Origin of the sequence: Trinickia violacea (assembly GCF_005280735.1) — a bacterium.
Classification (GTDB): domain Bacteria; phylum Pseudomonadota; class Gammaproteobacteria; order Burkholderiales; family Burkholderiaceae; genus Trinickia_A; species Trinickia_A violacea.
The window spans coordinates 2,745,832-2,765,340 of sequence record NZ_CP040078.1; the positions used below are offsets into that span (position 1 = coordinate 2,745,832).

Consider the following 19,509-nt stretch of genomic DNA (forward strand, 5'->3'; position numbering starts at 1 on the left):
CAAGAGAAAGTACGAACGTGTAATTAGGATGACGATGCGGGTGTAGCACTTGCCACGCTTATATCGGGCGGCGTTTTTGCCGATGGTGATGCTTCGCGTTCGAGACTTGCGCGATAGTGGCGGCATCCGATATAGAGCAATGCAAAGGCGAGCACCGTCGCGATCGCATTGACCACGGCCATCGAATTTCCCACCGCGAGCGGAGAACCAAAAATCTTGTCGGTCACGAGGGCGACGAGTGTGGTTCCCAAGCCGAGTCCGATCAGATTGGAAACGAGCAGGAAAATGGCTGAGACCTGAGCGCGCATCTGGTTGGGCGCGAGATTCTGCATCGCCACGGCAGACGTGGGGAGTGGGAAGGAGGCGAAAAACATCGCGAGCACGAGCCACACCAGCGAGCCGCCCACCTCTTCCGCTTGCGTCATCACGACCGATGGAACGATCAGGAATAGCGCCCCGAGCCACGCGGCGCGCATCGGTGCATCCCGGTAGCCGCGACGCAGAAACCAGTCATTGAGCCATCCGCCGCAAAAAACCCCTGCCGTATTGGCGACGAGCAAGACGGCCCCGAGCTTGTAGCCGGCCTCGACCGGCGATAGCCCGAAGTGGCGCATGTAGAACGCGGGCGACCATGACATGAGGCAATAGAGCGTCATCGCGTAAAACGAAAACCCGACGAAGTGGCAGAAGAACGTCGCTCGATGTTTTCCGATGAAGCGCAAGGTATCCGGCAACGACACCTTCATGGCTTGACCGTTGATATCGCTGGCAAGACCCTTGCGCTGCGGATCGCGAATAGTCGCGAAAAACAAAAGCGCGATCAGGAGACCCGGCAAGCCCACGATGAAGAACGTGATCTGCCAGGCATGCACTTCGCCCAGGATGGGTAGCGAGAAAGCGGTCGCGTGCTTCAGCAGAGCGATGACATAGCCGCCGACCAGGAAGGCCATCCCGCCTCCGATGAACGAACCCAGCGAGTAAATGCCGAGCGCACGTCCAAGCCTTTCTTTAGGAAAGTAATCGGAGAGCATCGAATACGTGCTTGGGGATAAGGCGGCCTCTCCGACTCCGACGCTCAAGCGAGCGGCGAACATCTGCACAAACGTGTGAGCGGTGCCGCACCCTGCTGTGGCGATGCTCCATAACGCGATGCCGATCGCGATGATTCGCGGACGAGCGAAGCGATCCGCGAGGTAGGCGATCGGCATCCCCATGATTGCGTAGAACAGCGAGAAGGCGAACCCCTGCAACAAGCTGAACTGCGTATCGCTGAGATGAAGATCGTGCTTGATGGGCTCGATCATCAATGCCAACACTTGCCGGTCGACGAAAGAAAATATGTACGCAAGCATGCACACGATGACCACATACCACTCATATGTGTACCGCTTGACCGACTTGGGTTTTGTCGACGAAGACATCTTAGGTCTCCAATTCCGATGGTTATTAATGTTGCGATTACTGAGCGCACTTCCAGTCGCGATGTAAAGCGGAAATTTACTAAGGTGTCCGCACGACGGAGTGTCGAGCGGTCATATATTCACGTCAAATCTGCCTAAAAGGGGTAGGCATATCAGCATCGCAAATTTTGGAGCTAAGCCGCATTGTGTTGTCAGGAAATCCTGATAAAGAGGCCGCATCAAGGTAAGCAGAAACGCATCCATCAATTCAACAAATTGGAATGCGAATAAACAGATATGGACTACGATTGATTCGTGCTGGATTGAAGATTGCGCGGTCAGTCCGCGCCGGATCGGAGACGGTCGATACACAGAACCGGTGGTCGGTATGTGCTCGCCGGAAGAAGAGATTGGATGAGGATGTCGAGATGGGCGCACGCGCCGTTCGACGCTGCAGCCCAGCCGGTTTGTTATTTGCCTAGTGATGCCTTCGATTGGGAAAGACTGGATTCACGCCGCAAGCGCGGCCGGCAGGCGATGAAAATGTCTGTTGAAGTAGATCAGGCTATCGCCTCCGTTTTGAACACGGATTCTGGTGGCCTCGACAAACATGACCGAATGCGAGCCTACATTCTTGTAGTCGACGATCGCGCCTTCCAGACTTGCGAGCGCGTCCCGCAGAACGGGGACGCCGTGCTCACCATCGTCCCATGCGTTTAATTCAAAGCGCTTGTCCATGGGCATTTCGGTGAACCCCGCGAAATGCCGAGCCAGCAGTTCGTGATGCCCGGTGAGCACGTTGATGCAGACATTCCGATTCTTCTCGAAGACCGCGTGCAAGGCGCTCGACCGGTTAAGGCAGACCAGCAAGGTCGGCGGCGCATCGGTTACGGAGCAGACTGCGCTTGCAGTGATCCCGCAGCGTCCCGAAAGCCCCGATGTGGTGATGATGTTCACCGCCGCGCCCAGATGGGCCATGGCGTTCCGAAATAGTAGGCGCGCTTCATCGTTCGTTGCATTGGGGAGGTTGTGCTTGGCCATAGTAGTGAAGTTCCGACGCTGGATGGGACGTTAGGATGTAGCGTAGTCCACGGTATCGGCTGGCGAAATCGGCATCAACGCCACAAACATTGAAGCAGTTCCCTACGCATCTAAAGATTTCCCTAGGTCAGCCAACTGAAATCAATTTATTTGCGGTTGCGAGTTGGCCGCGATGCGCTCAAACTTGAGCCAACGCTGCAAGAACGGATACGGATTGGACTCGATATGACCTCGCCATCTGCCATCGTTTATATCGTCGACGACGACAATGGTCTGCGTACGTCGCTGTCCTGGCTGCTCGAGTCGGTCGGAATTGCTTCGAAAGGATTCGCGACCGCGTCCGCCTTCCTCGATGCATTCGATGAAAAGAATCCCGCGTGCCTTGTTCTGGATGTCAGGATGCCGGAAACGAGCGGCTTTGAGGTGCAGGCGGAATTGAACAGGCGTGGATCGACGCTGCCGATTATTTTTGTCAGCGGACATGGGGATATCCCGATGTCCGTCCGCGCGTTGCAGAGTGGCGCGATCGATTTCGTGGAAAAGCCGTACAACTCTCAACAGATGCTGGAACGCATCCAGCGCGCTTTGAAGCTGGCTACGCAGCGCCATGCGGCCGGCATGCGGCGCAGGGAACTTCAGCAGCGTATCGAATCGCTTACCACGCGCGAAAGGGAAGTGCTGATGCCGGTGCTTGACGGGAAGGGAAGCAAGAAGATCGCGTCAGACCTTGGGATCAGCGTCAAGACCGTGGATGTCCATCGGGCCAGCATCAAGGAAAAGCTCGGGGTGACGTCGATCGCCGAATTGGTCCGGGACGCCGGCATGATTCTGGGTGGCGAAAGGGGCGGAAGGGAATAGATTGCGACTGAGGTACCCAGGCGCGCGCGCAAATCGAAAACGGCTGTGGTGCACCGCTCAATGCATGGGCGCACTAGAGGTTGAGGCAAAGAACTGCATGGTGCGCGCAAGCCTTGCGGCATCGTCGCGCAACGAGGCCGCAGCCGCGGACGCTTGCTCCACGAGGGCTGCATTCCGCTGAGTGGTTTGCTCGATCTGGTCGAGCGCGGATTGGGTACGGATGATGTCATCGTTCTGAGCCGACGACACTTCCGCGATTTCCCGCATGATCCCGCTCGTTTCACGCACCGCGTCGGAAATCTGCGCCATCTTCAGCCCGGCAGCCTGAACCCGCTGACTACCGCGATCGATCTCGTTCGACGAGGTGCGGATCATCTCGCCGATCTCTCGCGCGGCGAGCGCCGACCTCTTAGCGAGGCTGCGCACCTCGGCGGCCACGACGGCAAAGCCCCTGCCATGCTCACCCGCACGGGCCGATTCGACCGCCGCATTGAGCGCCAGGATATTGGTCTGAAACGAGAGTGATTCGATCGTTCCGATGATTTCGTTCATCCGCCGCGAACTCTTTACGATGAGATCCATCGTCGAGACGACGGAGTCCATCTCCGATCGACCGCCAATCGCAATGCCTTCCACCTCGGAGGCAAAGCGCAATGCTTTGGTCGCTTCGAGCGAATTCCTCTGCGCCCGTCCGGCAAACTCGTTGAGGTCGGCCACGATCGCTTCTATCGACGCCGCCTGCTCTTCCGTGCGCTGCGAGAGGTCAACGTTGCCCGCGACGATCTGAGCCGTGGCGCCGGCAACCGATTCGCTGCCGCTGCGAACATCGCCGACAATGTCGCGCAAGATCGACTGCATGCGCTCGAATGCGTCGAACAGCCGTCCAATTTCTCCGCTATGGCTTTCTTGTGGCCGCACGGTCTCGAGATTTCCGGCCGCAATCCGCTCGCAATCCTCGGCGGCGGTCGTGAGCGGAACGATGACCTTGCGCGTAAGGGATACATAACTGACAAGTGCAACGATCATGCTGCACAGCCCCAGCGCGGCAAGCAGGACGATGTGGTGTTGAATCCCTGTCTTGCTGTCGTTGAAGCGTAGATTGGCATCGCGCCGCTGATCGTCGATCAGCGTTTCGAGCGATTGATGAAAAGCGTTGTATGCCGCCTTTCCTTCGCCCATCTTTTGCGCTCGCGACGCCGGATCCGTTATGGCCTGAATGGTTTGCAGATTATCGAGAAACGCGCGAAACCGGTCGAGACGATCGGAAAACGCGGCTGCCTGCTCCCTTCTTTGTGAACCATTTGCGATCGCGAGATATTGGTCACGGTTCCGATCGACAGCCTTCAAGGCGACTGCAACCTTGCGAAGCCTCGCAGGCCGCTCCGACTCCGCGAACGTTGCCAGCGAGCTCAGGATCGCAATCACGTCGAGAGAATCGGCTTTGATCTGCAGTAGCAGTTCGGTTCCCGATGCGTCGGTCAGGTAGATCTTCTGCATGGCGGCCAGGTCGCGATACTCGCCCCAGATACCCAGCATGCTGCCGCAGAGCATGAGGAACGACAGCGATGCAAGGGTCTGCAGCATGCGGCCTCGTACTGTTTTTCTGACGATCATGTTGGGTCCCCTATGGAGTGCGTTGCCCCCTGTGAAAAACCTCAGCGCATATACAGGCCGCCATTCACGTCCCAGCAAGCGCCGTTCGCGAAATATGCGTCAGGCGACGCCAGCAATACGGCAACATCGGCGACATACTGTGCGGAGCCCAGGCGCCCGACTGGGATGCCCGCTATCACCGTTTTCAGTTTGTCGGCCGGGACGCTCTCGTGGACGATCGGAAGATCGAGCGGCCCTGGGGAAATGGCATTGACCGTCACCCCGCGCGCCGCGAGGTCGCGAGCGAAGACTTTGGTCAGCGTGATTGCGCCACCCTTGGCTGCCGCATAGTGTGCGCCGGTCGCAGAGCCGCCGTTCTGTCCGGCCAGCGATGCCACATTGACGATGCGTCCTTCGCCACGCTCTGCGAAGTACTGGCCGAACACTTGACAGCCGAACAGCACGCTTCGCAGATTCACGTCGATGACCTGGTCGAACTGCTCGGCGGTTATTTCCATGACCGGCACGACTTTCGATGCGCCGGCGTTGTTCACCAGCACGTCCACGCAGCCCCATCGCTGGACGAGCGTATCGAGCGCGGCGGCGAAGTCAGCTTTCGAGGTGACGTCGAGGCGGATCGCGCAGGCAGTGCCGCCGCTTGCGTCGAGTTCACGCGCGCCGCCCTGCACTTCGTCGAAAGCAATGTCCGCCAAGCCCACGAGATAGCCCGCCTGGTGAAATTTGCGTGCGATCACTGCGCCGAGGCCCCGGGCCGCGCCAGTTATCAGAACGATTCTCTTCGACATGTTCATGCTCCTCGTTGTTATCGCGCAAGCGCCTCTTCAAAGTGCGCGGCGAAGGCACATACGGTTTCATCGGCGCCTTTCCGGCCGACAATCTGCAGCGCCGCTTTTATTTTCGATCCCTTGATCGGCAACGGCAAACTCAAGGCAGGATGACCGCTCAGATTGAACGGCCTGATCAACGACGACATGGCCATCACTGACTCGCCCGCGCGTGCCGCCTCCAAAGTGATGGGCAGTGACGGAAGCGTCGGCAAGACGAGGACGTCGGCATGCTCGAGAGCATCGTCCACGGCCTTCGTGAACGCGCTGCGAACCCGTTCGGCCGCTTCGACTTGTTTGTGTGTCGTGTTGGCGGCCGTGCGCAGGCGCTTGTCGAGATCGGCGCCAAGCTTGCCAGTTTCGATCAGATGACCGAAGGCAGCCGACGTCTCCCTGTTGATGATGGCGAGGCCGGCCTCGAACGCTTCCTGCATCGCGTGCAGCTCGACGAGCGTCTCGGCGAATCCCGCGCTCTTCACTGCGTGCCGGACAGCGGTTTCGATCGAAGCGTCGGCATCTGTCTTGACGATTGCCACACGCGCGCCATCCACATCTCGGCGTGCCGCGGCGGCGTCGAAGGTCGGATCGATGACGGCCATCGTCGCGACGAGCATGCGCATATCGCGTGCGAAGGGGCCGACGCAATCCAGGCTAGTGCGCCCGGGCAAGACGCCGGCACGCGATACGCGATCGAACGTCGGCTTGAGCCCGATCACCCCGCAACAGGCGGCCGGACCGCGGATGGAGCCGCCGGTGTCGGTTCCGAGCGCCGCGTCCACGAGCTCGAGTCCGACCGCCGATGCCGATCCGCTCGACGAGCCTCCCGGGATGCGCAAGGGATCTTGGGGGTTGAGCGGCGTTCCCGTGAAGTCGTTGATGCCTGTCATGCCGAAGGCGAGCTCGTGCATGTTCGCCTTTCCGTGAATCCGCCATCCGGCGTCGAGCAGGCGCCGCACGACTTCGGCATGCGCCGTTGCGGGCGCCGAGCCGGATAGCGCTGCGCTCGCGCCGGTCGTCGGATAGCCCGCGATATCGATCGAATCCTTGATCGCGATGGTGGGGCCATTCGCACTAGCGCTTGCACGTAGCGCGATTTCATCGATGAATGCGGGATTCATGCGGTCGTATCCTTGCGAGGGTTGACTTGCCAAGGCGCATCGAAGAGACGTTCGGTGCGGAAATGGCGGATCAGCCAAGCGCTGCCGTCGGGAATGGGCGAGAAGTCGATCTCCAGCCGCGCAGCGATGAGCTCAGCCTTCGAATCGACATAGCCGGAGGCTTGCAGCATGATCCAGCGTCCTTTGGCATGGCCGCCGTTCACCTCGATATGCTCGGACGTCACGAAATGAACGTTGGTCGTGAAGTGAGGCGCTGGCGGGAGATATCGCTGCAGCATCTCCAGAATAGGGCCGCGGCCCCGCAGGCGGCCGAACCGCTCCGCGTATTGCGGGCCGATGCCTTCCCAGACGGCGTCGCCGGTAAAGAGTGCGGCGAGCGATTCGCCGGCGAGCGGGTGGCACGGCACGTCGCATAGCGCCATATAGCGAGCGATCGTCTTGCGGATCGCGTTCTCCGCTTCGAGAGCGGCTAGCCGTGTCTCGAGCGCGGAAAGCGAGGGCCTTCGAGTGCCGGAGTCTCTCATGCGTGTGCGATCTAGAGCAGGAAGCCGATCGCGCTCAGCGCTTCGGTCGAATCGATCAGGCGGATCACCTTTTCGGCAAGCTTCAACTCGCCGTTCGCGAAGGCGATCTGGTGCGTGAGATCGGCGGCAAAGAGCGTCGCTACGCCGCGCTTGTACGCGACCAGCACCTGCGCCGACTTCACCACCACCCTGCCCGGCGCGTCGCTCGACAGCGTGAAGCGGGACACGGTGCGAACCGTGCGTGCGGCATCGGACGCCGAAGCCGAAAACCCTGACGTCATGCGCTGCACGCGCTTCTCGCGCATGTCGTGATCGTCATAGGCGTAGTTCAGCGACGCTGCGTAGTCGGTGGCATTCGGATCGATCGGCACTACGTAATGACCGGCAGGATCCCACAGGTCGAGCCACGCCTGATAGTCGCGACGGTCGAGCAATTCCGCTTCCTGCCAGATGAACTCGATCGCACGGGCGAAAGTGGATTGTGAAAAGAGTGCGTTGCGATCGTCCATCATGCCTGCTCCATCATGACACGCCATTGCTTGTACGCTTCACGCATGCCGGTTTCGTCGGTTGCATGCGCTGTTTTTTCGCCGTTAGCCGCGGTGCGTTCGCGGTTCAGGCCGCGATTCACCAGAATCGGGACGTCCGGACCGGCGTAAGAACCGCGCTGGACTCGCTCCCACGCTTCCGCATCGTCAGGGCTGCCGAACCCGAACGGACCTTGGAAGTGCTCGTGCATGCGAAGACGCTCGCGGTTGGCTTCCTCCGGGCCGCCGTCCATCGCCAAAGCGACGTGGCGGATTTCCGTTTCTTCCGCGGAGATCGGCCGCAGCACGCGGAAGAATGCCATCGACAGCGCAAGGTTGGGAAACAGGTTCAGATTGAAGCCGACACCCATCAGCGACCGCACGATGCGCCGCACTTCTTCCGGCGAATGTTTCTCCGCGAGCTTGGCGGCGAGCTTGTCGAAACGCTCGGGCAACGGCCTGCCGTCGTCCTTGTCGAGATCGACGAGCTCGGGCATCAGCACGGCGAGACTGTGGCCGTTGCCAAGCGAGCGGCAGAAGGCGTCGTCACGGGTCATGAAGCCGGTGATCACTTGAGCCGTCTCGTCGTCGACGGATTTCAGCCACGACTTGTGCACCACCGGGAAGTGATAGAGGTCGGTGGTGTTTTCGAGCTGAATCTTCCAGTTGCCTTTGAATTTGAACTTGTGTTCGCCGTTGGTGCGAACCGGATAGCCCGCGCCCTGCTTCATGAAGAGGTCGATCCACGGTTTGGCGCCGCCGAGAAAATCTTCGAGCGATTCGATCGACTCGTTGAAGCTCGCGAAGACAAGCCCTTGATAGATCCCGACGCGCAGCTTCTTCAGCGGCAGATCGCCTTTCTCGCACACGCCTTCATAGCCGTCCCCATAGGGCAGCGCGCGGAGCGTGCCGTCGAGCGCATACGACCAACTGTGATAGGGGCATGTGAATCCCTTGGCGTTGCCTTTGTGCTCTTCGCACACGCTCGCGCCGCGATGGCGGCAACGGTTTTGCAACACGTTCACCGTTCCCGTCTTGTCGCGAACCACGATCACCGGCTGTCGGCCGATGGTCGTCGTGACGAAATCGCCGTGCTTGGGCAATTCGCTTTCGTGGGCGACCCAGATCCACGTCTTGTAGAAGATGTGCTCGAGCTCGGCTTCGAACAACGCCGGGTCGTAGTAAAGCGAAGGCGCGATGCGATCGGCCTCCGCGCGCGTATGCAGCGCACTCGTGTCGATAGGCTGATAGGAAATGTCGCTCATCTGAATCTCTAAGGTGGGGCGCGATGGGTATCGCGTTGACGATGAATTGCGTGTCGACAGTCTCGCGGCCTTGACCTAAATCAGTCAAATCCATCTAAAATGCCCATGTCGATAAACCCCGCAAATAAGAGAAGGCAGATGACGTCGCTCGATAACATTGATCTCAATCTGCTGCGGGTCTTTCATGCCATCGTGGAGGAGCGGAGCCTGACGCGTGCGGGGGAACGGCTCGCGCTATCGCAGCCGGCAGTCAGCTATGCGCTGGGCCGTCTGCGGGCGCTGTTCGACGATCCACTCTTTGTTCGCACGCGTTCAGGCATGCAGCCGACGCCGGTCGCCATGGAGGTCGCGGAGATCGTGGGGCGGGCGCTCGATACGGTGCGCGAGGCCCTGCGGTACGCCGAATCGTTCGAGCCTGCCGTGAGCACGCGCACGTTCCGGCTATCGTTGTCGGACGCGGGTGAAATGGCCTACTTGCCCGCCATTTGCGCGGCGCTGCACGCGCAGGCGCCGCGCATTCGTCTGAGTGTTCGGCCCATGCCGGTCGAAGCCATCGAGGACGCGCTGCGCTCCAGCCGCCTCGACTTCGCGATTGGCAATCATCCTGAGCTTCTAGCGTCGACCAAGCATTGTCTTCTGTTCGAGGAAGACTATGTGTGCATGACGCGGTGGCGAGCCGAGCTGCCGCCCGGCGAAAAACTGGGCCTCGAAGATTTCCTGAAGGCTTCGCACATCAAGGTGCAATCGCAGGAGCACAGCCATCACGCGCTCGACGACGCGCTGCGCGCGCAGGGTATCGGCCGCGACATTGCATTGGAAGTCCCACATTTCGTCGCCTTGCCGAGCATCCTGACCGTGACGGACCTATACGCGACGTTGCCGCGACGGCTCGCGCATATCCTCAATCGCGCGGGCGCCTTCCGCATCTATGACCTTCCGGTCACGCTGCCGCCTGCACCCGTCACGATGCATTGGCACGAGCACTTCCACAAAGAGGAAGGCATTGTCTGGATGCGCGAGCTGCTTGCCGGCATTGTCGGACGATTCGATCAGATGACGTGAAGCAGGCCGTTGCGCCGGGCCGGGGCCTGCGGCAGGTCGAAGTCAAAGATCCAGTACCAGCAGCGGCGTGCGCGAACGCGATACGCAGCAGCAAATGACGGCGTTGCTCGCGCGTTCGGCTTTGCTCAGGCAGTGATCCCGATGATCCGGTGTTCCTTCGACGACGTCGACCATGCAGGTCCCGCACACGCCTTCACCGCAGGACGTTTCGATCTCGACACCGATCGCCGCGAGTGCATCGACGACGCTTTGTCCTTTTTCAACGGTGACGCGCCGGCCCGATTGCGAAAGTCGTACCTCGAAGGTCTCGCATGCATCCGCGCTCGGCGCAGATTCGACTGGCGCGCCGAAGCGCTCGAGATGGATGGCGTCTTCGGGCACGAAGCGGCTTGCGGTCTGGGTGACGCGGTCCATGAAAGGCGCGGGGCCGCAAGTATAGACGTGCGTGCCTGCGCCGGCTTCCGCAAAACAGGCTTCGAGCTTCGCATCGAGGGCATCGCGCTCGATCTGCAGATGAAACTGCACGCAACCGGCAAACGGCGGCTCCGATAGCAGTGGAGCAAAGGCTGCGTGGTCGCCGCTGCGAGCGAAGTAGTGCAGCACAAAGCTTGCGTTGTTCTGTGCCAGCCGATACGCCATCGACAGAAGCGGCGTGATGCCGATTCCCGCAGCGATCAAGATTGTCCGATCTGCGTCATAAGCGAGCTGAAACAGATTGCGAGGCGCGCTGACCCAGAGTTCGCTGCCCACCGCGACATCGTCGTGCAGTGAGCGGGAGCCTCCCCGCGAGTCCTTTTCCTTCTTGACCGCGAAGAGTTGAGCCAACGTATGATCAGGATCGCCGCACAAAGAGTACTGGCGGGTAACGCCGGCTGGACTCGTCACGTCGATGTGGGCGCCGGGTTCATACGCGTCAAACGGATAGCCATCGACGCGCGATATACGGTAAGAGCGGATGTCCACCGCTTCGTCGCGAACGGCATCGACGCGGACTTTGAGAGAAGAAGCATTCATGATGAGGGGGTTCTGCAGTGAGACGATTGAGGGCGATTGCAATCCAGGCGCCCCACAATACGAAACATCACCTCATCAATCAAATAGATGGAAATCGATATAGGAAATTTGTGCGGTCTATAAATCAGCCGCCGTGATTCCTCCAAGCTGCAGCGGTAACGAGAATCTGCAATCCAGCCCGCCTGAGCGCGCTTCTTGCGCCCAGATCCGGCCTTTGTGCCTCGATATGATGTTTTTGCAAAGCGACAAGCCAATCCCATTGCCGCCCGCTTTCGACGACGAAAATCCGTCGAAGAGGCGTTCGTGCCTCCCCGCCTCGACGCCCCGCCCGTTATCGATCACGCGCAACTCCGCGCTTTCATTCTGTCGCACTGCCTCGATCGTCACGCACCCGCCGACGACTGAGTCGGCCACCAGCGCTTCCGCGGCGTTGAATGCCAGATTGAGGATCACCTGCCCGATCAAGACGCGTTCGCACACGACGGGTAGCGGCTCGCTGCTCTGCCTGATATGAACGGTGACGCCGGCTTCCGCCGCCCGAAGTTCGATGAAGTATGAAACGTCGGCGAGGATGTCCCTGAGATCGACGTGGGTCGTGGCCTGCTCGCGCTTGACGATGTACTCGCGTACGCTCTTGAGTATCAACGCCGCATGCTCCGCTTGGCGATCGGCACTGCGCAATCCCCAGAGGACCGAGTCCATGCCTTCGGATTGATTCAACCGCTGGATTGCACCTTCGATGAAGTTGCGGACTGCGGCAAGAGGCTGGCTCAACTCGTGGGCGATGGCGGTCGCCATTTCGCCCATCGCGTTGTACCTGCCGGCGTGCTCGAGCATGCGCGCTTCGGCGCGTCGCAGTTCTTCGACCTCGACTTCGCTGCTGATGTCGCGAAAGTGGACGACGAGACTGTCCGGATCGCCGTCGATATTCACGCGGCGGCACGTGACGCGCAGCCACCGTTCCTCTCCATCGCGACGCACGATCTGGTAGCGCTGCGGTTCGGACGTACGCTCCGAATTCGCGCGATCGAGTTGCAAGCCAAGACGCTCCCGATCGGCGAGCGCGCAGTAGTCCTGCATGCTTCCATGGCTCGGCAGCGCTTCGAGGCCCAGCACGCGAAGTCCGGATTCGCTGATGTATTCGAATGTGCCTTGTCGGGTCAGCAATGCCACCCCTTCACTGAGGTCATGCATCAGTTCTCTGAGCCGGGTTTCATACCCGCGCAGCCTTTGCCGCATCGACTCCTCGGCACTGATGTCGCGGAACTGGACCATGACGATCGCGCGCTCCTGCAGCTGGACGAATGTCGCGATCGCTTCGGACAACATGTCGACATTCGTACGCGATCGATAGCACCACTCGTAGACCTGCGGCCCCTCCGTTTCGGCGCGGTCCATAGCGGCAACCGCAATCTCGCGCCGATACTTCGTGTCGGGCCGGGTCATGTCCGCGGCTTTGAGGGGCAGCAGCTCTTCAAGGGAAAACCCTAGCGCCGAACATGCGGCGCGGTTTGCCCATACGATCGCTTTCGATTTCGCGTCGTGAACAAGGACGCACAGCGTCAGTGCGTCGAGAAGGCGATGGAAGTCTTCTTCCGCAGGGAAATTCATGGCGTGGAGTCAGGCTATGGGCTGTCCCGCAACATACCAACTATAAGCCTCGTGTGTGACTAAAGAATTCTTTAGGGACGCTGGCGTCCCTACGTAAGGCCGGAGGCAGCGCCCCAATTGATCGCGTTCTTTTGCCTTTCTAGACTGGTATCGCAGTGCATCGCCCAGCACAAACAGACAAATCGAGTAACGAGGAGCGCATACCATGTCCGACGCGGCAACCGTCAATCAATCCACCAACGCCCCATTTTCACAAACCGACGGGTTTGACCGTGAGGCAATCGCGTTGGATCGCGTGATCGCAGAGATCGCCACCCGAAGGGAAGAGTTCGAGCAAAACTCCCACGTGCCTCGCGACATGATCGCAAAGCTGAAACAAGCAGGCGTCTACCGCGCCGCAACGCCTAGGCGCTTTGGCGGCGATGCGCTTCCTCCAGCGAAGTTTCTGTCGATGATCGAAAGAATCGCCGTTGCCGATGGATCCGCCGCGTGGGTGGCCAGCTTCGGCTCGGCAAACGTCTATCTGGCCGCGTTGCCGGTCGAAACGCAGGCCATCATCTATGCGGATGGACCCGACCAGGCTTTTGCCGGAGGGCTGTTCCCGATGCAGCCGGCGCAGCCGGTGGAAGGCGGCTTCATCGTCGACGGCACCTGGAAGTTCGCGAGCGGGTGCAAGGGCGCGGACTGGCTTGGCGTGGGCATTGGCGTTGCCAAGGACGGGAGCCATGCCGGCAAGCCGCGGACGGCGGTCTTTGCACCGTCCGAGGTTGACATCGTGGAGAACTGGGACGTCGTCGGGATGCAGGGCACCGGCAGCCACGACCTGCGTGTCGACAGCAAGCTCGTTGACGAGGCGTGGACCTTCATACGCGGTGGCACCCCCACGATCGACGAGCCTCTCTTTCGCTACCCCACGATGGCATACGCGTCACAGGTGCTTGCGGTCGTGAATCTCGGCCTCGCGCGTGCCGCGCTCGACGTCGCGAACAACATGTCGGGCGGCAGGAAGACCACCACCGGTGCGCCTCAGCTTGCAGACCGGGCGTACTACCGCATCGAGCTTGCAAAGGCGGAAGCCCAGTTGCGATCGGCTCGCGCGTTCTTTTACGACTCGACCGAAAGCGTATGGGAGTCGATCCTGGCGGGCGACGAAGTCACGCCCGAGCAAATCAGCCTGCTGCGTTTGTCCGCGACGCAGGTTGCCCACCAGGGGGCCGATGTCGTCACTCGCGCATATCGGCTCGCCGGGACAATGGCGATTTATCGAACTCATCCATTGCAGCGCCTTGTTCGCGATTCCATGGTCGTCACCCAGCATGCTTTTCTAGGTCATGGAAACTACGACGGCGCCGGCGCCGTGTTCGTGGGCGTTCCTCCGATTCCTGGATATCTGTAAGCCCATTCGAATCGAACCTTGACCACTACATTTGGAGTCGATATGACGGCCGATACTCGCAATCTCCCCTTGCGCGTGCTGTTTTGCTGCGGCGTGACGCAGAATTTTTTCGATCTGCCCAGGGATCAAATTGGAGAGGTCTGGCAGGCATACGCAACGATGCTGGATGCGGTGCAAGCCATGGAGACGGTTCGCGTGCTCGGCATCATGGATGACGATCGCTTGACCGTCGGACAGTCGGACGGCGCGCCGTGGACCTTTTACATCATGGCGGATGTTTCCGACCTCGACGCTGCCGTGGCCGTTTGCAACCTGTATCGGACTACCGCGGTGGGCCAATACAACCTCTGGCGCTACGGAAAGATCGAAGCGCGTGTGGGAAGGCCGTTGACAGTCCCGCCGGCAGCTGCCGTCGCCGCGAAGCCAGACTTGGCGCTTTAGCGCCTAGTCCCATCCCATTCAAAGCTTTCGCCTTCATTTCAGCGCTCCGTGATGCGGCGCACCGGCCTCGCCGCATTTTTCCGTGACGCCAAGAGCTTGACGAAAAATCGTCAATCTTTTCGTTGAGACGGCCGCCCGGTGGACCTACGCTGCACACATCGGAATTCGAAAATTCCAGGAGACAGGGGCGATGAGCACACCACACAGCGCCGCGGCACCCGGCGGCACGGCCCGTACCGCCGAACCAGCGCCCTCCTCGCGCATCGACGGCGGCGAAGAAGTCTGGTTTCGCCCACTCATTCCCCGTCAAACGCTCAAGCAGCTGATGAAGCGCAGCGACGCCGAAAGCCTCAAGAACTTCGGCCTGTGGCTCGCACTGCTCGCCGCCTCGGGCGCGGTAGCCGCCTATAGCTGGGGCACGTGGTGGGCGCTTCCGGCGTTCTTCGTCTACGGCACGATCTATTGTTCGAGCGACGCGCGCTGGCACGAACTCGGCCACGGCACGCCGTTCAAGACGTCCTGGCTCAATCAGGCCTTCTATCAACTGTGCTCGTTCATGACGATCCGCGAAGCGACGCTGTGGAAATGGAGCCATGCGCGCCATCACACCCATACCATCATCAGTGGCCGCGACCCCGAGATTCAAGTCGAGCGCCCGCCACGCCTTCACGAAATCGCGCTCGACTTCTTCTATCTCGTGGGCGGCACCAAGGAAATCATCAAGATCGTCCGGCACGCATGCGGCTCGATCGCGCCGGAGATCGCAGACTTCGTGCCGGCAAGCGAGCGCCGAAAGATGATTTGGATAAGCCGCGCTTACGTCGTCGTCATCGTCGCGTTGATCGCTTGGTGCGTATCGATCCAAAGCATCCTGCCGCTCCTCTTCGTCTGGACGCCGCGCTTCTATTGCGGCTGGTTCCATCAGACGCTTGGGCTCACGCAACACGCCGGCCTCGCGATGAACGTCACCGACCATCGCCTCAATACGCGCACCGTCTATCTCAATCCGGTGTTCCGTTTTCTCTACATGAACATGAATTACCACGTCGAGCATCACATGCTGCCGATGGTGCCGTACCACGCGCTGCCGCGCTTGCATGAAGCGATCCGCTCGCAGACGCCGACGCCGTATCCGAACCTGTGGTCCGCGTATCGCGAGATGGTGCCCGCATTGATCAGGCAAACGCGCGACCGCTCGTATTTCATTCGCCGCGAAGTGACAGAAGGCGACCCGCTGCGCCACAACGGATAACGATCAAGGAGCCACACCATGCTCGAACAACGTGAATGGGTCGTCGCGTGCAGCACGGACGACATCGAGGAAGAAGACGTGATCCGCTTCGACCACGGCAGCGCGACGTTCGCCGTCTATCGCATCGACGGCAACTTCCACGCCACCGACGGCTGGTGCACGCACGAACAAGCGCATCTCGCCGACGGATTCGTGCTCGGCAACGAGATCGAATGTCCGCGCCATCAGGGGCGTTTCGATATCGCGACCGGCAAGCCGCTATGCGCGCCCGTTTGCGAGCCGTTGCGGACGCATCCGGTGCGCATCGAGGGCGGCTCGGTGCTGATCGGCATTCCGGCCGACGACGCGTGACGACGCACGATACTTCCAATTGGCGTGCTGAACGCGATGGCTCGCTTAGCAGTAAGCTTGATCTCCACGCGTCGGCCTGGAGAGTCGAAGATGAGCGAGCGCCTCGAACACGCACTAACGGACGTATTGGACATCGCCTATGAAATCGCCGGGCCCGACGACGGCCCGCCCGTGATCCTGCTGCACGGCTGGCCGGACGCGGCGCGCGCTTGGAGTCCCGTTGCGGCCCGGCTGAATCGAGCCGGCTTCAAGACCATCACGCCGAGCCTGCGCGGCAGCGGGCGGACGTCGTTCCTGTCGCCCGATACGGTGCGTGACGGCTCGGGCGTCGCGCTCGCTCAGGATGCGCTCGAATTGGCCGATACGCTCGGCCTCGCTCAATTCCAAGTGGTCGGCCACGATTGGGGCGCACGCGCGGCATACACGATAGCCGCTCTTTTCCCCGATCGCGTCCGGCGCATCGCCGCGATCGCGCTGGCGTTTCAGCCGAAGGGCGCTTTCGTTCTGCCCGATTTCTCCCAGGCGCGGCGTTTCTGGTATCAGTGGTTCATGTCGCTCGACGGCGGCCCGGATGCGGTGCGTAGCGACCCCAAAGGCTTCGCGCGGATTCAATGGGACACGTGGTCGCCAGCCGGATGGTTCGACGAGGACGAATTCGCTCGCACCGCCGAGAGCTTCGACAATCCCGACTGGGTGGCGATCACGCTGAACGGCTATCGGCGCAGATGGCGCCAAGACGAGCTGTCCGATCCGCGTTACGACGCGCTGCATGCGAAGCTGCGCAAAATCGACAAGGTCCATGTGCCCACGCTGATGATTCAAGGCGGCTCGGATCTATGCGACGAGCCGGCCACGTCGGAAGGCCAGGACCGTTATTTCGGCGCGGGGTATCGGCGCATCGTCATCGAAGGCGTCGGGCATTTCCCGCTAAGGGAGGCGCCGGACGCGGTGGCCGACGCCGTCATCGAACACCTTTGGAAGCCTTGAATCCAACGAGGGCTCCCCGCATCAAATATCGAAGTACAAGTAAAACTCCCATGGATGCGGGCGCAATTTGATCGGGTCGATTTCGCGTTTGCGCTTGTAGTCGATCCAGGTCTCGACGATGTCTTCGGTAAAGACGTCGCCCTTTCGCAAGAACGCGTTATCGGCTTCGAGCGCCGCAAGCGATGCCTCAAGCGAGCCTGGAACCTGACGAATGTTTTTCGCTTCCTCCGGCGGCAAGTCGTAGATGTTCCGGTCCAGCGGAGGCCCTGGGTCGATCTTGTTTTCGATGCCGTCGATTCCCGCCATCAGCATTGCGGCAAACGCCAGGTACGCATTCGCCGACGGGTCCGGACAACGGAACTCGACGCGCCGCGCGCTCGGCGAATCCGAATACATCGGAATGCGCGCGGCGGCCGAGCGATTGCGCTGCGACATCGCGAGGTTCACCGGCGCCTCATAGCCAGGAACCAAACGCTTGTACGAATTCGTCGACGGCGCGCAAAACGCCATGAGCGCGGGCGCATGCTGCAACAGCCCGCCGATATACCAGCGGCAAGTCTCCGATGTCAGCGCCCAGCCGCCCGCGTCGTAGAAGAGATTCTGCTCGTCGTTCCAGAGGCTCTGGTGGCAGTGCATGCCGCTGGCGTTGTCCGCAAAGAGCGGCTTCGGCATGAAGGTCGCGACTTTGCCGTGCCGCCGCGCGATGTTCTTGCAGATGTACTTGTAGATCATCACGTTGTCGGCCATGCGCGTGAGCGTCGCAAAGCGCATGTCGATCTCGTTCTGTCCCGCGGTCGCCACTTCGTGGTGGTGCACCTCAACCTGCACACCGGCGTGTTGAAGCGTCAGCGCGATTTCCGAGCGGATTTCCTGCAGGGTGTCCTGCGGCGGCACCGGAAAATAGCCCTCTTTGTAGCGTGCCTTGTAGCCGAGATTGCCGCCGCCGTATGCCCCTTCGTCCCGGCCCGTCGTCCAGTCGCCTTCGGCCGATTCGACGTAGTAAAAGCCGCAATGCTGCTCTTGTCCGAAGCGGATCGAATCGAAAATGAAGAACTCCAATTCCGGGCCGAAATAACAGGTGGTCGCGATGCCCGTTTGGCGCAGATAGTTTTCGGCTTTCTTCGCGACGTAGCGCGGATCGCGCGAGTACGGCTGGCGCAGCACGGGGTCGACGACGTCGCAGATCATCGAGAGCGTCGGCGTGCCGCAAATCGGATCGACAAACGCAGTGGCAGGGTCGGGCCTCAGCAGCATGTCCGATTCGTGGATCTCCTGAAAGCCGCGAATCGATGAGCCGTCAAAGCCGATGCCGGCATCGAAGAGCCCCGGGTGGACTTCGGGGAGCGTGATCGAGAAATGCTGCCAAAGCCCGGGCAGATCCGTGAACTTCAGGTCGACGATCTGGATGCCGCGCTTCCCCAGCAACTCGATGACGTCGCCCGCGCTTTGCGGCCGGCTCACGCGAAAACTGCCCGCTTCGACCGACGCGCCAAAAGCGGAATCCGAAGTTCGTTGCGCGGAGGACATGACCGTCTCCTCTTTCCGACCCTTATACGGTGAAACTTAGTATGTTGTGGCGCAAAAACAAGTCTGCGTTATGCATGCGCTGTGCGATCGGCCGTCAGCGCGGCGAGTCGTGCCACGCCCGCATCTTTTGCGGCGGCGGCCGTCGAATACGATTCATCCGACACAAGCGTGCGCCGGAGTTCTCGCGCGGTAAAGTCGACCAGCGCGATTACCCAGACGAATCCACCCGTTTGCTCGGCCGTTTGCACGAACGCCTTTACGTCTGCTTGAGTGTCTGCATTCATCGTGACCTCCATAACAGAAATGCCGCGCGGGAAAAGCGGCGCGGCAAAGAAAATGGTTGAGATGGGCTGACGCCTTACGGCAGCTTGGCAAGGATCGCGCCAATTTCGTCCTTCGTGAATGCGCGCAGCGTCTGAGTTTTGACGTTGCCTAACGAGCCGATTGCGAGGCCGAATGCGCACAGGCTCTGATCGTCCGGCGCGGTGACGGTCAAGACGACGTCATAGTCGCCGAGCGTCCAATAGACGTTCGTTAATTCACAACCGAAGCTCTTGGCCATTTCGGCCGCTTGAGCGGCCCGTTGCGAAGTGTTTTTGACGGCGCGGATGCCCTGATCCGTGAATTTGGAAAGGATCACATAGGTCGCCATGGCAGCCCTCCTTGCGATGGGAACGGAAGACGCAAAGCGGACCCG

The 19,509-nt window shown here is 60.6% G+C and carries 20 protein-coding genes; 7 read left to right on the forward strand and 13 right to left on the reverse strand.

All coding sequences use genetic code 11. The features are described from left to right. Positions 1 to 23: 23 nt before the first annotated feature. Both FAZ95_RS34345 and hpaC read right to left on the reverse strand, forming a co-directional pair. On the reverse strand, positions 24 to 1,421 hold the full coding sequence (locus FAZ95_RS34345) for a spinster family MFS transporter (protein ID WP_137336836.1): 1,398 nt from the start codon (positions 1,419 to 1,421) through the stop codon (positions 24 to 26). Positions 1,422 to 1,910: 489 nt separating this feature from the next. After that, complete coding sequence (gene hpaC / locus FAZ95_RS34350; RefSeq protein ID WP_137336837.1) at positions 1,911 to 2,441, reverse strand: 4-hydroxyphenylacetate 3-monooxygenase, reductase component; 531 nt, start codon at positions 2,439 to 2,441, stop codon at positions 1,911 to 1,913. 225 nt (positions 2,442 to 2,666) lie between these two features. On the opposite strand from hpaC, the gene FAZ95_RS34355 reads away from it, so the two are divergent. Then, positions 2,667 to 3,299 carry a response regulator transcription factor gene (locus tag FAZ95_RS34355; RefSeq protein ID WP_137336838.1) on the forward strand — a complete coding sequence of 211 codons (633 nt, stop codon included), beginning with the start codon at positions 2,667 to 2,669 and terminating at the stop codon, positions 3,297 to 3,299. A 57-nt stretch (positions 3,300 to 3,356) separates the two neighbouring features. Here the strand turns inward: FAZ95_RS34355 and FAZ95_RS34360 are convergent, their stop codons facing one another. The 6 genes from FAZ95_RS34360 to FAZ95_RS34385 are packed head-to-tail and all read right to left on the reverse strand — an operon-like array spanning position 3,357 to position 9,171. Next, positions 3,357 to 4,913 (reverse strand): methyl-accepting chemotaxis protein, encoded by a 1,557-nt coding sequence (locus tag FAZ95_RS34360; RefSeq protein ID WP_137336839.1) that lies wholly within the window; start codon positions 4,911 to 4,913, stop codon positions 3,357 to 3,359. Between the two features lie 41 nt (positions 4,914 to 4,954). Further along, positions 4,955 to 5,698: an SDR family NAD(P)-dependent oxidoreductase gene (locus tag FAZ95_RS34365; RefSeq protein WP_137336840.1), complete on the reverse strand. Its 744-nt coding sequence runs from the start codon at positions 5,696 to 5,698 to the stop codon at positions 4,955 to 4,957. Between the two features lie 17 nt (positions 5,699 to 5,715). Continuing rightward, a complete protein-coding gene (locus tag FAZ95_RS34370; RefSeq protein WP_137336841.1) occupies positions 5,716 to 6,855 on the reverse strand; it encodes an amidase in 1,140 nt (379 codons plus the stop codon). Next, complete coding sequence (locus FAZ95_RS34375) at positions 6,852 to 7,379, reverse strand: nuclear transport factor 2 family protein (RefSeq protein ID WP_137336842.1); 528 nt, start codon at positions 7,377 to 7,379, stop codon at positions 6,852 to 6,854. Before FAZ95_RS34375 ends, FAZ95_RS34370 begins: the two co-directional genes overlap by 4 nt. An 11-nt stretch (positions 7,380 to 7,390) precedes the next feature. Next, a complete protein-coding gene (locus FAZ95_RS34380) occupies positions 7,391 to 7,891 on the reverse strand; it encodes an aromatic-ring-hydroxylating dioxygenase subunit beta (RefSeq protein ID WP_137336843.1) in 501 nt (166 codons plus the stop codon). Beyond that, complete coding sequence (locus tag FAZ95_RS34385; RefSeq protein ID WP_137336844.1) at positions 7,888 to 9,171, reverse strand: aromatic ring-hydroxylating oxygenase subunit alpha; 1,284 nt, start codon at positions 9,169 to 9,171, stop codon at positions 7,888 to 7,890. Before FAZ95_RS34385 ends, FAZ95_RS34380 begins: the two co-directional genes overlap by 4 nt. 138 nt (positions 9,172 to 9,309) lie before the next feature. Between FAZ95_RS34385 and FAZ95_RS34390 the strand changes: the two genes are divergently transcribed. After that, positions 9,310 to 10,233: a LysR family transcriptional regulator gene (locus FAZ95_RS34390; RefSeq protein ID WP_137336845.1), complete on the forward strand. Its 924-nt coding sequence runs from the start codon at positions 9,310 to 9,312 to the stop codon at positions 10,231 to 10,233. A 42-nt stretch (positions 10,234 to 10,275) separates the two neighbouring features. On the opposite strand, the gene FAZ95_RS34395 is transcribed toward FAZ95_RS34390, so the two are convergent. Next, on the reverse strand, positions 10,276 to 11,247 hold the full coding sequence (locus FAZ95_RS34395) for a PDR/VanB family oxidoreductase (RefSeq protein ID WP_137336846.1): 972 nt from the start codon (positions 11,245 to 11,247) through the stop codon (positions 10,276 to 10,278). 117 nt (positions 11,248 to 11,364) lie between these two features. Next, positions 11,365 to 12,858, reverse strand: a complete 1,494-nt coding sequence (locus FAZ95_RS34400; protein WP_137336847.1) for an ATP-binding protein — start codon at positions 12,856 to 12,858, stop codon at positions 11,365 to 11,367. A gap of 205 nt (positions 12,859 to 13,063) precedes the next feature. Between FAZ95_RS34400 and FAZ95_RS34405 the strand changes: the two genes are divergently transcribed. The 5 genes from FAZ95_RS34405 (at position 13,064) to FAZ95_RS34425 (ending at position 17,285) form a co-directional block, all read left to right on the forward strand. Then, complete coding sequence (locus tag FAZ95_RS34405; RefSeq protein WP_137336848.1) at positions 13,064 to 14,254, forward strand: acyl-CoA dehydrogenase family protein; 1,191 nt, start codon at positions 13,064 to 13,066, stop codon at positions 14,252 to 14,254. A 42-nt stretch (positions 14,255 to 14,296) separates the two neighbouring features. Continuing rightward, positions 14,297 to 14,695, forward strand: coding sequence for a hypothetical protein (locus FAZ95_RS34410; RefSeq protein WP_137336849.1), 399 nt, complete (start codon positions 14,297 to 14,299; stop codon positions 14,693 to 14,695). A gap of 190 nt (positions 14,696 to 14,885) precedes the next feature. Continuing rightward, entirely contained in the window at positions 14,886 to 15,947 is a 1,062-nt protein-coding gene (locus FAZ95_RS34415; protein WP_137336850.1) for a fatty acid desaturase family protein, read from the forward strand. Positions 15,948 to 15,965: 18 nt separating this feature from the next. Further along, a complete protein-coding gene (locus FAZ95_RS34420) occupies positions 15,966 to 16,298 on the forward strand; it encodes a non-heme iron oxygenase ferredoxin subunit (protein ID WP_137336851.1) in 333 nt (110 codons plus the stop codon). A gap of 90 nt (positions 16,299 to 16,388) precedes the next feature. Continuing rightward, entirely contained in the window at positions 16,389 to 17,285 is an 897-nt protein-coding gene (locus tag FAZ95_RS34425; RefSeq protein WP_137336852.1) for an alpha/beta fold hydrolase, read from the forward strand. Between the two features lie 21 nt (positions 17,286 to 17,306). Here FAZ95_RS34425 and glnA read toward each other — a convergent pair whose 3' ends face one another. From glnA to FAZ95_RS34440, 3 genes are all read right to left on the reverse strand, one after another. After that, positions 17,307 to 18,812: a type I glutamate--ammonia ligase gene (gene glnA / locus FAZ95_RS34430; protein WP_137336853.1), complete on the reverse strand. Its 1,506-nt coding sequence runs from the start codon at positions 18,810 to 18,812 to the stop codon at positions 17,307 to 17,309. Positions 18,813 to 18,880: 68 nt separating this feature from the next. Next, complete coding sequence (locus FAZ95_RS34435) at positions 18,881 to 19,096, reverse strand: hypothetical protein (protein WP_137336854.1); 216 nt, start codon at positions 19,094 to 19,096, stop codon at positions 18,881 to 18,883. Positions 19,097 to 19,170: 74 nt separating this feature from the next. Continuing rightward, positions 19,171 to 19,464 carry a GYD domain-containing protein gene (locus tag FAZ95_RS34440; protein WP_137336855.1) on the reverse strand — a complete coding sequence of 98 codons (294 nt, stop codon included), beginning with the start codon at positions 19,462 to 19,464 and terminating at the stop codon, positions 19,171 to 19,173. Positions 19,465 to 19,509: the final 45 nt, after the last annotated feature.

Coding starts and splice junctions, on each gene's coding strand:
- FAZ95_RS34345 (WP_137336836.1), bottom strand. CDS start 1,421: ATGTCTTCGTCGACAAAACCCAAGTCGGTCAAGCGGTACACATATGAG.
- hpaC (WP_137336837.1), bottom strand. CDS start 2,441: ATGGCCAAGCACAACCTCCCCAATGCAACGAACGATGAAGCGCGCCTA.
- FAZ95_RS34355 (WP_137336838.1), top strand. CDS start 2,667: ATGACCTCGCCATCTGCCATCGTTTATATCGTCGACGACGACAATGGT.
- FAZ95_RS34360 (WP_137336839.1), bottom strand. CDS start 4,913: ATGATCGTCAGAAAAACAGTACGAGGCCGCATGCTGCAGACCCTTGCA.
- FAZ95_RS34365 (WP_137336840.1), bottom strand. CDS start 5,698: ATGTCGAAGAGAATCGTTCTGATAACTGGCGCGGCCCGGGGCCTCGGC.
- FAZ95_RS34370 (WP_137336841.1), bottom strand. CDS start 6,855: ATGAATCCCGCATTCATCGATGAAATCGCGCTACGTGCAAGCGCTAGT.
- FAZ95_RS34375 (WP_137336842.1), bottom strand. CDS start 7,379: ATGAGAGACTCCGGCACTCGAAGGCCCTCGCTTTCCGCGCTCGAGACA.
- FAZ95_RS34380 (WP_137336843.1), bottom strand. CDS start 7,891: ATGATGGACGATCGCAACGCACTCTTTTCACAATCCACTTTCGCCCGT.
- FAZ95_RS34385 (WP_137336844.1), bottom strand. CDS start 9,171: ATGAGCGACATTTCCTATCAGCCTATCGACACGAGTGCGCTGCATACG.
- FAZ95_RS34390 (WP_137336845.1), top strand. CDS start 9,310: ATGACGTCGCTCGATAACATTGATCTCAATCTGCTGCGGGTCTTTCAT.
- FAZ95_RS34395 (WP_137336846.1), bottom strand. CDS start 11,247: ATGAATGCTTCTTCTCTCAAAGTCCGCGTCGATGCCGTTCGCGACGAA.
- FAZ95_RS34400 (WP_137336847.1), bottom strand. CDS start 12,858: ATGAATTTCCCTGCGGAAGAAGACTTCCATCGCCTTCTCGACGCACTG.
- FAZ95_RS34405 (WP_137336848.1), top strand. CDS start 13,064: ATGTCCGACGCGGCAACCGTCAATCAATCCACCAACGCCCCATTTTCA.
- FAZ95_RS34410 (WP_137336849.1), top strand. CDS start 14,297: ATGACGGCCGATACTCGCAATCTCCCCTTGCGCGTGCTGTTTTGCTGC.
- FAZ95_RS34415 (WP_137336850.1), top strand. CDS start 14,886: ATGAGCACACCACACAGCGCCGCGGCACCCGGCGGCACGGCCCGTACC.
- FAZ95_RS34420 (WP_137336851.1), top strand. CDS start 15,966: ATGCTCGAACAACGTGAATGGGTCGTCGCGTGCAGCACGGACGACATC.
- FAZ95_RS34425 (WP_137336852.1), top strand. CDS start 16,389: ATGAGCGAGCGCCTCGAACACGCACTAACGGACGTATTGGACATCGCC.
- glnA (WP_137336853.1), bottom strand. CDS start 18,812: ATGTCCTCCGCGCAACGAACTTCGGATTCCGCTTTTGGCGCGTCGGTC.
- FAZ95_RS34435 (WP_137336854.1), bottom strand. CDS start 19,096: ATGAATGCAGACACTCAAGCAGACGTAAAGGCGTTCGTGCAAACGGCC.
- FAZ95_RS34440 (WP_137336855.1), bottom strand. CDS start 19,464: ATGGCGACCTATGTGATCCTTTCCAAATTCACGGATCAGGGCATCCGC.